Below are 12842 nucleotides of genomic sequence, written 5' to 3' on the forward strand. Positions count from 1 at the left end.
TGACTGGCGTCAAAGGGGAGAGTACCGCCTACATGCTTACTTATCAGTGCCCGGCGTGCGGGGAAATCTCAAAGCTCAGCGACGCCCGATCCGACACAAAATCCAAACCCTTTTGTGTAGAGGGCACAATGTGATTGGTGTGGATGTACCAGGTCTTGGCGGTGGTCACCTGGAAACTGGCTTGGCCTTGGGCATCGGTGCGCAGGAGCGTAGCGCTACCGTGCCCACCCTTGACCGGTGCGTCAGCACGATGACCGACGTACACGCGTAGGTTGGGCACTGGCGTGCCCTGCTGCAGCACCTGGAACGACAGCTGTTCGCCGACCTTCACGCTTCCAGGATTGCGGGCCAAGCGGATCTCCAGCGGATAGCCCAGCGAGGCAGCGAAATCGTCGGTCAGTTTTGTGCCCACCTGTCCAATGGTACGAGCATGCTTGGTATAGCTATAGGTGACCCCTTTGGGAAACTTGCTCGCATCATAGGTGGCCAGGGTATCGGGCAAGTCTTCCAACTCCAGGTACTTGCCGAACTCGCTGGCCGTACGCGTGCTGGTGGAGGCCATCGTCGAGACCCCCAGCAGATAGGTGCCCTCGCCCGCCGGATGCACGGTGAGCTGGCTCTGCTTGCCGACCTCTTTCCAACTGGCCAAGTCCGGTGCAGCCTTAGCGCCGCCCTGACTCAGCGAAACGTCCTGTAGACGCGCTCGGGTGACTGCACCTGCACTTTCATCGAAGGTGCCATTGTTCACCAACGCTGTGTTCGCCTCGCCCGCTGCGGTGCCAGGCTTGGAGAAAGCGACAAACAGGTCGTGCGCACCGGCACTGCCGGCCACAGCGAACAGCAGTAGTGTGGCGGATAGTTGCGTGTTTCTCATGATGTGTAGCTCCTCGTGATCGTGGCTTACCAGTGGTAACCAAAGCGGACATTCCAGCGACGACCCAGCAAGTCGTACGTCATGGTGTCGGTGTCGGTGTTGGGGTTGTTCTTCACGAACGGCGCCTTCTTATCGAGCACTTTTTCAACGCCGGCGGAGATATCCCACTTCTTCTTGATGCCGTAGCTCAGTTGCAGGCTGTGGTACACCACGCTGGACACATGCGAGCCGATCGTGTCGGGCACGGCGATGATGTCGTCCGCGCTGCCGATGTACTGCGCCGAATAGACGCCGGTCCAACGGTTCTTGCCCATACGCAGTGAGCCCAAGCCACGCCACTGGGTGTAGCTACCCAAGCCGCTGGTGATCTTGCCGGCGTACTCAATGGTGGTGGCCCCGGGCGTGAGCGCCCCCAACCCACGCGGGGTGAGTCTGGAGGTCCTGGAAGCCCTGCTGGATCTGGTCATGGCCTCGGGCAAGGTACGTGTGGTCGACGTGGCGGAACTGTGTCCGCCCCTGGATCCGGATCAAGCCACCGCACGTGTGGCCGCGCGTTTGATCCACCGAATGGTCAGTGCGCAGGCTCAGTGAAGTGATATCGGCTGGCAAAAGGCAGTGAGCTAATGGGAACGCTCAGCCAGCAACTGCTTCATTTGCGCGATCTCCTGTGTCTGCGAGGTAATAATGTCCTGGCAGAGCTTCACCAACTCAGGATCCTTCAGACGATTCTCCTCACACATCAGGATGGCGCCAGCGTGGTGGGGAATCATCGAACGGATGAACTGTTTGTCAGTGACCGCTGCTTGAGTGCGAATGCCCCACCAGCAGAACAGCATGAACGCCACCGTCAGACCAGCCAGAATCAGATTGCGTCGGCGATCGGGGTACATGCTGGACATTAGCCACAGCTCGATCAGCAGCATGGGAGCGGCCATCAGGCCCGCCATGTAGAACTGGTTCACGTTGTTATAGACGTTAGCCCACTGATCGACCATTGCGTACATCAATGCGTACATGGCCACGAAAGACAGGCCCATCATCAACAACAGGCGGCCGTAATGGCCTTGATGCCCTTGTTGTGCCTGGTGGGCAGGTTGGTGTGAGGCGTGCGGTTTTGCGTGCTGGGACTGCGGGTCTTGCGCGTTTTCGTGCGTACCGTGCGAAGAGGACATAACAATCTCCGTGGGAATGGCAGAACGGCGGAAGAACCCGCGAACTGTTGGAACAGCTCCCGGGCTGAGAACACTTACATACCCTTGCCGGCAGCGAATTCCTGCGGGCTCAGCTTGCCATCTTTGTTGCTATCGAGCATGCCAAAGTGCGGCGCCAGCTTGTGCTTGGCCAGTTCTTCCTTGGACAGCGAGCCGTCCTTGTTGGCATCGAGCTTGGTGAAATCGGCATCGGCCGCCGCCGGCTTGTGCTGACCGTGGTCGGTGGTGGGCGTGGTGGTCTGGCCGCCGGCGAAGGCCGCGCCCGCCATCAGGAACAAGGCCATCATCGAGAGGGAGGCATAACGCTTCATTGCAGTACTCCTTGTGGGATATGAGCCATCAGTGACAGGAATGGCCGCGCGCAGGCTCATCGGCGCGGTCAGGGTGGGGGGTGGCAACAACGGTGGAGCCGGACAAACGCAGGGCATTGGTGACCACCGAAACCGAGCTCAGGCTCATGGCCAGGGCCGCCATCATCGGACTGAGCAAAAGGCCGAAGCTGGGATACAGCAAGCCGGCGGCGATAGGCACGCCGATGGCGTTGTAGACGAAGGCGAAGCCCAGGTTCTGCTTCATATTGGCCACCGTCAAAGACGAGATGGCACGGGCTTGCACGATGCGCCTCAAATCACCCTTGACCAGGGTGAGCTGGGCGCTGGACATGGCCACATCCGTGCCCGTCCCCATCGCGATGCCCACATCGGCTGCCGCCAGGGCCGGCGCATCGTTGATGCCATCGCCAGCCATGGCCACGCGACGACCCTGGGCTTTGAGTTGCTGGACCAGGTCGGCCTTGTCCTGCGGCTTGACGCCACCACGCACATCCTCGATGCCCAGCGTGCGCCCCACGGCCTCGGCCGTCGCCTGTGCGTCACCGGAGGCCATCACCACGTGCAGGCCATCGGCACGTAGCAGGTTCAAGGCAGGCAAGGTCGTGGCTTTGATGGGATCAGCCACCGCAATGGCGCCGGCCAACCTACCATTGACCGCCAGGAACATCACGCTAGCGCCTTCTTTCCGAAGACGCTCGGCGCTGCTTTGCAAAGGTGCTACATCGGCGCCAACCGACGCCATCAGGCTTTGGTTGCCGAGCACGACATCCTGATCGGACACGCGCCCGCGGACGCCTTGGCCGGTGAGCGAATCAAAATCTTGGGCGGCCACCAGGTTCAAGCCACGTCGCTGGGCTTCAGCCACGATGGCCTCGGCCAAGGGGTGCTCACTGCCCTGCTCCAAGCTGCCGGCCAAACAAAGGATCTGATCGGCGTCGAAGCCGGCGTTGGAGAGCGTGTCGCGAAAGGCTGGACGCCCCTCGGTCAACGTACCGGTCTTGTCCACGATCAACGTGTCGATCAGACGTAGCTGCTCGATCGCCTGAGCATCGCGGAACAGGACCCCGACCTGCGCAGCGCGGCCAGTGGCGACCATGATCGACATGGGGGTAGCCAAACCCAAGGCACACGGGCAAGCAATGATCAGAACCGATACGGCATTGAGGACGGCAAAGGTCCAGGACGGTTCGGGTCCAAACAGACCCCATCCGAAGAACGTGAGCACCGCCGTGGCCAGCACGGCCAGGACAAACCAGTACGCCACCTTGTCCGCCATACGCTGCATCGGCGCGCGGGAGCGCTGGGCTTGGGCTACCAACTGCACAATCTGCGCCAGTACCGTCCCGGATCCGACTTTGTCCGCCCGGATGACTAAGGCGCCCGTCCCGTTGAGCGTGGCGCCTATAACGTGATCACCGACAGCCTTCTCCACCGGAATGGGTTCACCGGTCAGCATCGACTCATCGACACTGGCGCGGCCTTCGATGACTTCCCCATCGACCGGCACCTTCTCGCCCGGTCGTACGCGAAGCAGATCACCCACGTGCACGTGATCCAGCGCAACGTCCTCTTCGCCCCCATCGGGTTTGACGCGGCGAGCCGTCTTGGGCGCCAATCCCAGCAGGGACTTGATGGCCGCCGAGGTTTTGGAACGCGCCCGCAGTTCCAGCAGCTGTCCGAGCAGGGTGAGCGAGACGATGACCGCTGCCGCCTCGAAGTAGACCCCTACCCGTCCATGCTCGCGGAAAGAGTCCGGAAACAGGTCCGGTGCCACGGTGGCCACCACGCTGTAGCCAAACGCGGCGGCCACGCCGATGCCGATCAGCGTCCACATGTTGGGGCTGCGATTGCCGATGGACTGTAGGCAGCGCTCAAAGAAAGGCCACCCCGCCCAGAGCACCACCGGGGCGCTCAGCACGAGCTCAATCCAGGTGCGCGCCTGCGTGGACAAGCCGGGCAGACGGTGTCCCAGCATGGCCAAGACCAGGACGATCAACGTCAAAGGCAACGTCCACCAGAACCTTCGGGTGAAATCGCGTAACTCTGGATTGTCGTCCTCCTCCAGCGAGGGCATCTCCGGCTCCAGCGCCATGCCGCAGATCGGACAGGTGCCGGGACCTGGCTGACGAATCTGCGGATGCATCGGGCAGGTGTAGACCGTGGCGTGGGTACCGCTGGGTTGGGCCACCGCTGCTGGGGCGGTCACTTCAACTTGCTGGGGAGCATCGTCCGTATAGCGGACGGGATTGGTGATGACCCGTCCATCCGCAGCCTCGACAGGGGCTGCGCCTGCAGAATGGTGATGGTCATGGGACGACGGTGAGTTCATGCCGATGCTCGCTTTAGTGGGGATGGACTGCCAAGGCAGTGTGCCATTGCGGGTTACACAGCTATTCGGGGCTGAGCGTCCCGAGCACTGAAACAACAATCAGGATCAAGATGGCCAGCGCGGCCTCAGCCGTAACACTCTGCCGCAAAGCCCGCACCTCCTGCGCGGGATCTCCGCTGGTCAGCGCTCGTTCCAAGCGCGGCACCAGCGTCCATCGGTGCAGCGCTCCCAAACCCAGCATTCCAGCGAACAGGGCCAGTTTGAAAAGCAGCAACTTCCCGTAGGTGCTCTGGAACAGGGCCGAAAACGACCACGCGGTGAGATCCCCGTAGTGCGCGATGCCGGACACGATGAGCGCACCAACGAAGATCGTTCCCAGCGTCGAAAAACCATGCAGAAAGTCATGCGTTGATCGCAGACGCCCGCTGCCGTTCGTCTCTTTGCCGCGCAGCAGCATGGCAAGGAACATCAGGACCGCTGCGATCCAGCCGCCTGCCGCGAGAAGATGGACGATGCCTGCAGCAAGCCGGACCGCGCCTGCCAAGCCCTCGCCAGCGGCGGCGTGGCCGTTCCATGCCAGCGAAGCGAGTGCGCCGCCCGCCAGCATCGCCCCCAGCGGGAAGGCGGTCTCCACCTTCCCGCGGCGACGATGCCATCCGAGCACGAACATAAGGGCGACCAGCAGCGCGCCTCTCGCCATGGCTGCCCGGCCCGCGGACGTCTCGAGCAGATACCAGCCAAGCGATGCGCGATCAACCTCGGCAAGCGGCATTCCCATGATGCCCGCGGTCTTGAAGACGACATCGAGCCCGGTGAGCACGAGACCGGCTACGGCACCCGCCAATAGAACGCCCATGAGTGACCACCCGGCCAAGGCGTCGGCGAGTGCCGATCGACGCGACCCGTACCAACCGAAGAGTGGAACCCCGAAAAGAACCATGATGACAAGGTATTCCAAGAATCTCAGTGCATAAGCCGACAGGTCGAACATTCGCGACTCCTCAGCGCACCGTGAAGCTGAAGCTGCCCGGCATGGGGTGGTTGTCACCACCGACGGCGCGGTATTCCACGGTATAGACGCCCGGAGCCAGCGGTCCAGGCAACTTGGCACGCAGGGTCTTGCCGTTGTTGACGATCTCGGTCGTGAAATTCTCGATCGGCATGGTGGAACTGCCGTGCTTCATGAGCAACTTGAGACGCGACGCCCGCGGAATCAATGTCTCGTTGAACACGAGATCGATCTGGCCTGGCGAGGCCACCACCGCATTTGCCGCCGGTGTGGACTGCTGCAGCGCGGCGTGGGCGTGCGCGACCTGCAGCGAAAACTGCCCGGCCGCGATTGCGAGGACGAGCGCGAAGGAGCGAATGACGTTGGACGACTTCATATGGATAAATCCTCATTGGAATGTGATGCAAAGCCCGTTCGGGAGGGGCCGCGCTGTGTTCGATGCGACAAGCGTTAGATGTCGGACTGTCACTGAAACCACGATTTGTCGGATTTTCTTGATACTTCCGCTTTCGCGAGACGAGGATCCCACCGGCTCAGGCGGGATCCTCGACGCATTACGCTGCCATGGCGCTGCAGCTTTCCGCGCAGCGGCGACAAACTTCGGCGCAGCGCGTCATCTCAGGGTCGTTCATGGCGTCGCATGCATCGGCGCACTGGCGGCAGATCTCCGCGCAGGCACCGCAAACCACGTCGTGAACGCTGGCACCGCGCAGCATCGCGTCGGCACTGGTTGCGCAGGTATCGGCACACGTCGCCAACAGGGCGATGTGCTCCGGGGCCGCGTGAACACCTCCTTTGGTCAGGCAGTAGTTGATGGTCTCCAGGCAGATCGCATGGCATTGCGTGCAGTTGTCGATGCACTCGTTCATGGCCTGGGGCCGGTGTGCTGCGGAATGGTGAGTCATGTAGTTCTCCTTCTTCCTCGCGGGCGAGAATCGGCGCGCCCGCAACACCGTCCCCTGTTGCTGCGACGGATCAGTGCTGTGCGAACGGTTCAGTGGTTCCGTCGCGATGTATCAGCTCGACCGTGAACGGCTGCTGGCGTCCCTCCGGGACCTCCATGCCCGGAGAACCAAGCGGCATCCCTGGGAGGACCAGGCCGCGTGCGTTCGGCTTTTCTTCGAGGAGACGCTTGATGTCCGCGGCCGGAACGTGGCCTTCGATGACGTATCCGCCGATCTCGGCCGTGTGGCAGGAGCCCTTTGCATAGGGGACACCCAACCGCTCCTTGACCAGACCCAGGTCATCCATGTCGTGCACATCCACGGTGAATCCCGCCTTCTGCACGTGGTCGATCCAGACACCGCAGCACCCGCAGGTCGGGGTCTTGTGGACGGTCATGCGTGGCAGGGCTGCTGGAGTCGCGTCGGCTGATTGGACGACAACCTGTGCGGAGGGCGAGGTTGTGGGTTGCGCGGATGAAGCATCCTGGGTGCAAGCACCCAGACCAGCCACGGCAAGGACCACAAAAGTCAGACGGTGCAATGTGAGCGTAGTCATTTCAATCTCTCGACTCAGCGCTTGGTCCGCGAGGACCAGTGGATGTGGACGATCCGCCAGCCGTCCGCGGTCTCCTTCAGCACCATCGTCTCGTCGCTCTGGACGGTCAGTGGCTGGCCGTCCTTCTGGGCATGCAACTCGCTTTCGGTTCCGACCCACGCGAACTCGCCAGCGGCTCGTGCGCGCTGACGGAGCAGCTGGCGATGGGCGCCCTTGAGGAACGCCGCATCGCTGACTGCGTGATGGCCCATGTATTCCTCGCGGCTGCGTTCGGCGCCCCCGGACTCGAGGATGAGAACGTCGGCAGCGAGCAGGGCTTCGACCGTGGCCAGATCGCCGCTAGACAGGGCCCTGTTGAAACGCTCCGCTACGGCGACCGCGGCCTCTGCAGTGACTGGGACGTCGACGTCCGCAGATGCCGCGGCAGCGGGGTGATGTGCGTGCGGCTGTGTCGCCTGCGCCATTGCGGGGGACACGACGGCCAGTGCCAGTGCGAGGGTGAACGAGATTGCTGTTGCGTTCATTGCGTGGGCTCCAAGAAGATCAATGGGGGTGCGCATGGCCGTCATCGGCCACGGGCGTGTGTGGTGCAGGGTGCGACTCCACCTTGCCGTCGGGATGGCCGTGGCTCACCAACCCGACTTCCGTGTCGCTGGGTGTCGGGCCGTGGTGATCGTCGTCCACGCCCGGCGGGTGCGCATGCGGCATGGAGTTGTTGCCCGGCTCGAATAAGGCAGGGTGATCCTCGGCCTTTTCGTCGTCATGGTGGCCTTGCGTCTCGCCGCCGCCATGCGAATGGCCCTCGCTGCTGTCGACAAGTTCCTTGTACGCAGTCGCGTCCAGCGTGGGCAACTTCTGCAGGAAGGCCGACATGTTCCATATGAACTCATCGTCCATGCTGCCGCCCCAAGCGGGCATGCCGCTGGCCTTGATGCCGTGCTTGATCACCCAGAACGCCTCAGCTGGAGCGACCGGCTGTTTGCTTAGGTTCGGTGGCGCGGGGTACAGGCCCTTGCTCATCTCGGTGGCCGCCGCGTCTGGTGAAAGATGGCAGGTCACGCACATGGCGTTGTAGTTGCCCGCACCCTGGCGGATACGCTCAGGATCATCAAGGTTCGTGGGTAGCTGAAGCTTGGCGGCGCGCACCTCAATGGAACGCTCGCGCGCCGTTTCAAGTAGCGCATACACCGGGCGACTATGCGGATCGTCGGCGGCCACGTTGTACACGCCCAGAGAGAGCGTGGCGGTTGCGACCACCGCAACCAATGCCACGCCGGCACCGAGCCATACCCACATCTTTTTGTTGGATTTCATTGTCAGTTCCCCTTAGAACCAGGTACGAAGGCCGATGACCAAGCGCGTGTCTTCAAAGGACTCGCCATGCTCGCGTCGCATGTCTGCGGTATTGCCAAACGCGCGCTCGTACACCACGCCGATGTAGGGAGCGAACTTTCGGGTGAACTCATAGCGAAGTCGTAGCCCCGCCTCAGCGGCACTCAGACCCGAACCTATCCCGCGCAATGGATCGTTCTTGCCATAGGCGGTGACTTCCACCAGCGGCTGCAAGATCAGCCGGTTGGTTAGCAGCAATTCGTACTCGGCCTCGACATTGGCGGCAGTCTGGCCCCCTTCGCCGAGATAGGCTGTGGCGGACACTTCGAACTTCATCGGCGCCAAGCCCTGTACACCGATAGCGGCGAAGTTCTGCGATGCCCCAGGCTTGAAGTCATGACGCACACCGGCCACCACATCCCACCACGTGGAGATACTGCGGCCGTAAAGCACTTCCAGATCAGCCGACTCGGTCTGACCATCCGTGCGTTCGCCTTCACTGCGGAGCCAGACGCGATTGAGGTCCGTACCGATCCAGCCCTGGCCCTCCCAGCCCAGCCCGGTGCCCGGATCGGCATCCCAGGTTTCCAGGCGATTGAGCAGCACGTAGCTCTTGATCGAGTTGTCATGCACCGGATGCGCGTGTTCCGGCGCGATGGCCGCCTTGCGATCCGCGTCCGTCACCGCGGGAATCGGGGTGCGCGGCTGCGTTGGCGCTGCAGGCCCGTGTCCCATCTGACTGTGGTCCATGCCCTCCATCGATTGCATTCCCGCTTCTGGTGTAGCGGGCGCGGGCGAATCATGGCCCATCTGCGAATGGTCCATCCCCTGCATCGCAGGCGTGGCCGTGCCGGAGGTGTCGGCTGCAGCGGGCTGTGCCATCTGACTGTGATCCATGCCCTGCATCGACTGCGCCTGCGCTGTGGGCGCCGCAGGTGTGCTCGCGGGCGAGCCGTGCCCCATCTGCGAATGGTCCATGCCCTGCATGGCAGGCTCGGCTGCGTTAGCCTGCGGCTCGGCGTGGCCCATCGCCGCATGATCGATCGTCGCTTCGCTCGTCTTGGCCGGTGTTGCAGGCTTTTGGGCTGGCGCAGGTTTTGATGTCGGTGCCTGATGTGCAGAGTGATCCTGAGTCTGGGTCTGCGCGCCCTGCTCCATCTGCATGGAGCCGTGCTGCATAGATTGGGCGCTGGCCGCATTGGCCAGGGCCAGCGAGATAGCCGTCAGCGCAGTCAGGGTGGTATCGCGTCTATTGATGTTCATTCGTCGACCCTCACCGTGCGCATCATTCCGGCTTCCATGTGATAAAGCAGGTGGCAATGGAACGCCCAGCTGCCCAACGCATCGGCACGCACGCGATACGTGCGTCGGCTACCTGGCGGCATATCCACCGTGTGCTTGCGCACCATGAAGTTGCCGTTGTCGTCCTCCACGTCACTCCACATGCCGTGCAAATGGATGGGATGGGTCATCATCGTGTCGTTAACCAATACGATGCGCATACGCTCGCCGTAGTTCAGCCGCAGCGGCTCGACATCGGAAAACTTCTGACCGTTGAAGCCCCAGGAGAATTTCTCCATGTGTCCGGTCAGATGCAGCTCGATCTCGCGACCGGGGTCGCGTCCGTCAGGGTCTTCAAAGGTGCTCTTGAGCATGGAATACGTCAGCACATGACGGCCGTTATCGCGCAGGCCATTGCCCGGATCATCCAAGCGCGAACTCACGCTCATGGCTTGGTTGTCCAACAGGGGATTGTTGGTCTCGCTAGCAGGGTGTGATTGCATGCCCCCGTGCTGCATGCCTGCCATGGCACCATCGCCGGCGGCGGGCATCGCATGGCCTGCATGGGCCGAGGTCGCGTTACCGCTGACAGGTGGGGTCATGCCAGGCATGCCCATGGCCGCACCACAGCCGCCTTCCATGCCCTTGCTGCCGCCAGACATATCCATCGACCCATGATCCATGCCCATGTCTGCCATCGTCAGCAGCGGCCGGGGATCCACAGACGGAACGGGCGCGCGTAATCCTTCGCGCACAGCGAGCGTGCCGCTGATGTAGCCGGTGCGACCGGAGTCTTGGGCAAAGATGGTGAATGCGTCCTGCCCGGAGGGCTCCACGATCACATCGAAGGTTTCTGCTACCGCGATGCGGAACTCGTCGACGGAAACCGGATGGACATACAAGCCATCTGCCGCCACCACGGTCATCTTCAGCCCCGGAATACGCACATCGAAGTACGTCATGGCAGAGCCATTGATGAAACGCAGGCGCACCTTCTCGCCACTGCGGAACAAACCGGTCCAGTTGCCCAGTGAGGTCGTGCCGTTCATCAGGTAGGTGTAGGTGTTGGCGTTGACGTCGGACAGGTCCGTGGGCGTCATCCGCATCACGCCCCACATCTTGCGATCTTCCAACGTGGCCGACAGGCCGTTGCGCTTCACATCGCGCGCAAAATCGCCGACCGTGCGCTTGTAGTAATTGTCATGGCCCGGCATCTTCTTCAAACGATCGAACAGGGCCGTCGGGTCCAGGTCTGTCCAATCGCTCAGCATCACGACGTAGTCGCGATCGAAACTGAAGGGCTCCGGCTCCAATGGGTCGATGACGATCGGGCCATAGAGCCCGGCTTGTTCCTGGAACCCTGAGTGGCTGTGGTACCAGTAGGTTCCGCCCTGATGCAGGGTGAACCGGTAGTGGTAGGTCTCACCACGTCCGATACCGTCAAAGCTCAGACCCGGCACGCCGTCCATGTTGGCCGGCAAAATGATGCCGTGCCAATGGATGGAGGTGTCCGCGCCATGGATGGAGTTAGCGGGCAATGCATTAGAGACGCGCAAGTTGACCGTGGTGCCTTCCCGCCACCGCAGCAACGGCGCCGGAACGGACCCGTTGACCGTGATCGCGGTGCGGGTCTTGCCGGTGAAGTTCATCGGCGTCTCGCCAATGGTCAGGTCAAACTCAGTGCCCGATAGTACGTTGGGTTGTCCCGGCCCCTTGAGCGCCCAACTGGCTTTGGGCCAGAAACCTAATCCTGCGACTGCGCCTCCCAAGGCCAAGCCTTGGACAAATCGCCGCCGCGAAGGCAGCAGCGGTCCACCGCGTGGACCACGAAAATCATCATGCGACATGAAAATGCTCCAAGCGTCGTGTTGCCACCGGCGGGCGGTGGTACAGAGCGGGCGGCTGGCCTAAACAGGCATGCAAGCCACACCAACGGCGCCATTGCGGCGCCTAGGGACGCTTAGCCGATCGGTGGTCGGATCAGATGAGGCAAGGCAGGTGCCGCATGCCCTAGGGGCAGCGGCATGACATCCAGGCCCAAGGCCAGTTGCACCGAAACATGCAGGCGCGCAGGAAGTGCGCTCGCGCAAGCGTGTACGCAGGCGCACCGGCACGCAGAAGACTTGCAACAGTCGGGACCGGCATGGTCGCCATGCCCAGTGCCAGCCTTTTCAATCGATGTGGCATCGGGATGATGCTCAGCACTGTGATGGGCGAAGCAGTCTTCGTCGACTTGCACCGCGGCAGCCACTTCGCTGGCCTGCTCTTCCATGACCGGGTTCATACTGACGGACGCAAACGCCGACCACGCGCCGTTAAGCACGAGCATGGCGATCAGGAACAGTCGCAGTAGAAGTGAGGAGGCTGACACGGGCGACATGGTATATCACTTTAGACAAGGCGCGTGTGTATCGGTCGTGAACAAAATCTCAAGTAAGCCTGAGATGTCGCGACTTGTCAGTCGCACTAGCCGCGGACACTGCAGCTCCCTCCAGAAGCGCCCAAAGGGCGGGTTGAGGCGAAGAGTTGCCCATAGGGCGAGCGCTTGTTCGGTTTACTTCTCGGGCGTGGCCTCGATCAGCTTCACCAACTCGCGCTTCTGCTGCTTGCTTAGCGAGCCCCAGCGCAGGAGCAACTTGGCCAGCAGATCATCGTCGGTGTAAAGGAAGGCGGCGGGGATCCCCAACGCTTGGGCCAACCGCTCAGCAATCTCCAGCATGGGCTCGTGCTTGCCACGCTCGTACTGGTTGATTCGGGGGCTGGCCACGTGAGGATCCAGACCGGCCCGGATGCCCAACTCCTTCTGCGACAAACCCGTGTGCAGGCGGGCTTGTTTGAGGCGTCGAGCGAAGGTCGGTGTTGAGTCGACGGACAAAGTCACGCGCGCACCCCATGGAGACCCCATAAGGATGGCGGATGTACCCAGCCTTGCATACTAAGATATTCTTAGCTTTGAGGCAACCGGCGACACCGG

The 12842-nt window shown here is 62.1% G+C and carries 15 protein-coding genes; all 15 read right to left on the reverse strand.

Annotation, left to right across the window (positions count from 1 at the left end):
• Positions 1-43: 43 nt before the first annotated feature.
• The 15 genes from M1L61_RS11240 to M1L61_RS11310 all read right to left on the reverse strand — a co-directional run bounded on the left by M1L61_RS11240 (position 44) and on the right by M1L61_RS11310 (position 12773).
• On the reverse strand, positions 44-874 hold the full coding sequence (locus M1L61_RS11240; RefSeq protein ID WP_005413408.1) for a DUF4198 domain-containing protein: 831 nt from the start codon (positions 872-874) through the stop codon (positions 44-46).
• Positions 875-900: 26 nt separating this feature from the next.
• Entirely contained in the window at positions 901-1341 is a 441-nt protein-coding gene (locus M1L61_RS11245; protein ID WP_229298439.1) for a TonB-dependent receptor, read from the reverse strand.
• Between the two features lie 153 nt (positions 1342-1494).
• Positions 1495-2046 (reverse strand): DUF305 domain-containing protein, encoded by a 552-nt coding sequence (locus M1L61_RS11250; RefSeq protein ID WP_031269107.1) that lies wholly within the window; start codon positions 2044-2046, stop codon positions 1495-1497.
• Positions 2047-2120: 74 nt separating this feature from the next.
• Positions 2121-2396, reverse strand: a complete 276-nt coding sequence (locus tag M1L61_RS11255) for a hypothetical protein (RefSeq protein WP_005413412.1) — start codon at positions 2394-2396, stop codon at positions 2121-2123.
• A 28-nt stretch (positions 2397-2424) separates the two neighbouring features.
• Positions 2425-4746, reverse strand: a complete 2322-nt coding sequence (locus tag M1L61_RS11260; protein WP_219625521.1) for a copper-translocating P-type ATPase — start codon at positions 4744-4746, stop codon at positions 2425-2427.
• A gap of 61 nt (positions 4747-4807) precedes the next feature.
• The gene (gene copD / locus M1L61_RS11265) at positions 4808-5737 is read right to left on the reverse strand and encodes a copper homeostasis membrane protein CopD (RefSeq protein ID WP_017354978.1); all 930 of its coding nucleotides are present in this window, start codon (positions 5735-5737) and stop codon (positions 4808-4810) included.
• Positions 5738-5747: 10 nt separating this feature from the next.
• Complete coding sequence (gene copC, locus M1L61_RS11270; RefSeq protein WP_005413416.1) at positions 5748-6131, reverse strand: copper homeostasis periplasmic binding protein CopC; 384 nt, start codon at positions 6129-6131, stop codon at positions 5748-5750.
• A 178-nt stretch (positions 6132-6309) separates the two neighbouring features.
• On the reverse strand, positions 6310-6660 hold the full coding sequence (locus M1L61_RS11275) for a four-helix bundle copper-binding protein (RefSeq protein WP_012480213.1): 351 nt from the start codon (positions 6658-6660) through the stop codon (positions 6310-6312).
• A 70-nt stretch (positions 6661-6730) separates the two neighbouring features.
• On the reverse strand, positions 6731-7096 hold the full coding sequence (locus tag M1L61_RS11280; protein WP_019184727.1) for a DUF411 domain-containing protein: 366 nt from the start codon (positions 7094-7096) through the stop codon (positions 6731-6733).
• Between the two features lie 173 nt (positions 7097-7269).
• Entirely contained in the window at positions 7270-7815 is a 546-nt protein-coding gene (locus M1L61_RS11285) for a nuclear transport factor 2 family protein (protein WP_223224792.1), read from the reverse strand.
• On the reverse strand, positions 7799-8569 hold the full coding sequence (locus M1L61_RS11290; protein WP_005413420.1) for a cytochrome c: 771 nt from the start codon (positions 8567-8569) through the stop codon (positions 7799-7801). The genes M1L61_RS11285 and M1L61_RS11290 overlap by 17 nt, the downstream gene beginning before the upstream one ends.
• 12 nt (positions 8570-8581) lie before the next feature.
• Complete coding sequence (locus tag M1L61_RS11295) at positions 8582-9850, reverse strand: copper-binding protein CopB (protein WP_005413421.1); 1269 nt, start codon at positions 9848-9850, stop codon at positions 8582-8584.
• On the reverse strand, positions 9847-11715 hold the full coding sequence (locus tag M1L61_RS11300) for a copper resistance system multicopper oxidase (RefSeq protein ID WP_012480217.1): 1869 nt from the start codon (positions 11713-11715) through the stop codon (positions 9847-9849). The genes M1L61_RS11295 and M1L61_RS11300 overlap by 4 nt, the downstream gene beginning before the upstream one ends.
• 113 nt (positions 11716-11828) lie before the next feature.
• A complete protein-coding gene (gene copL / locus M1L61_RS11305) occupies positions 11829-12248 on the reverse strand; it encodes a transcriptional regulator CopL (protein WP_012480218.1) in 420 nt (139 codons plus the stop codon).
• A 174-nt stretch (positions 12249-12422) separates the two neighbouring features.
• Positions 12423-12773, reverse strand: a complete 351-nt coding sequence (locus M1L61_RS11310; RefSeq protein ID WP_043033515.1) for a helix-turn-helix transcriptional regulator — start codon at positions 12771-12773, stop codon at positions 12423-12425.
• Positions 12774-12842: the final 69 nt, after the last annotated feature.

The organism is Stenotrophomonas sp. NY11291 (assembly GCF_023277365.1).
In the GTDB taxonomy this organism is placed as follows: Bacteria; Pseudomonadota; Gammaproteobacteria; order Xanthomonadales; family Xanthomonadaceae; genus Stenotrophomonas; species Stenotrophomonas geniculata.

Excerpts from the sequence above, each read along its gene's own strand:
- M1L61_RS11240 (WP_005413408.1), bottom strand. The coding sequence starts at position 874 with ATGAGAAACACGCAACTATCCGCCACACTACTGCTGTTCGCTGTGGCC.
- M1L61_RS11245 (WP_229298439.1), bottom strand. The coding sequence starts at position 1,341 with ATGACCAGATCCAGCAGGGCTTCCAGGACCTCCAGACTCACCCCGCGT.
- M1L61_RS11250 (WP_031269107.1), bottom strand. The coding sequence starts at position 2,046 with ATGTCCTCTTCGCACGGTACGCACGAAAACGCGCAAGACCCGCAGTCC.
- M1L61_RS11255 (WP_005413412.1), bottom strand. The coding sequence starts at position 2,396 with ATGAAGCGTTATGCCTCCCTCTCGATGATGGCCTTGTTCCTGATGGCG.
- M1L61_RS11260 (WP_219625521.1), bottom strand. The coding sequence starts at position 4,746 with ATGAACTCACCGTCGTCCCATGACCATCACCATTCTGCAGGCGCAGCC.
- copD (WP_017354978.1), bottom strand. The coding sequence starts at position 5,737 with ATGTTCGACCTGTCGGCTTATGCACTGAGATTCTTGGAATACCTTGTC.
- copC (WP_005413416.1), bottom strand. The coding sequence starts at position 6,131 with ATGAAGTCGTCCAACGTCATTCGCTCCTTCGCGCTCGTCCTCGCAATC.
- M1L61_RS11275 (WP_012480213.1), bottom strand. The coding sequence starts at position 6,660 with ATGACTCACCATTCCGCAGCACACCGGCCCCAGGCCATGAACGAGTGC.
- M1L61_RS11280 (WP_019184727.1), bottom strand. The coding sequence starts at position 7,096 with ATGACCGTCCACAAGACCCCGACCTGCGGGTGCTGCGGTGTCTGGATC.
- M1L61_RS11285 (WP_223224792.1), bottom strand. The coding sequence starts at position 7,815 with ATGCGCACCCCCATTGATCTTCTTGGAGCCCACGCAATGAACGCAACA.
- M1L61_RS11290 (WP_005413420.1), bottom strand. The coding sequence starts at position 8,569 with ATGAAATCCAACAAAAAGATGTGGGTATGGCTCGGTGCCGGCGTGGCA.
- M1L61_RS11295 (WP_005413421.1), bottom strand. The coding sequence starts at position 9,850 with ATGAACATCAATAGACGCGATACCACCCTGACTGCGCTGACGGCTATC.
- M1L61_RS11300 (WP_012480217.1), bottom strand. The coding sequence starts at position 11,715 with ATGTCGCATGATGATTTTCGTGGTCCACGCGGTGGACCGCTGCTGCCT.
- copL (WP_012480218.1), bottom strand. The coding sequence starts at position 12,248 with ATGTCGCCCGTGTCAGCCTCCTCACTTCTACTGCGACTGTTCCTGATC.
- M1L61_RS11310 (WP_043033515.1), bottom strand. The coding sequence starts at position 12,773 with ATGGGGTCTCCATGGGGTGCGCGCGTGACTTTGTCCGTCGACTCAACA.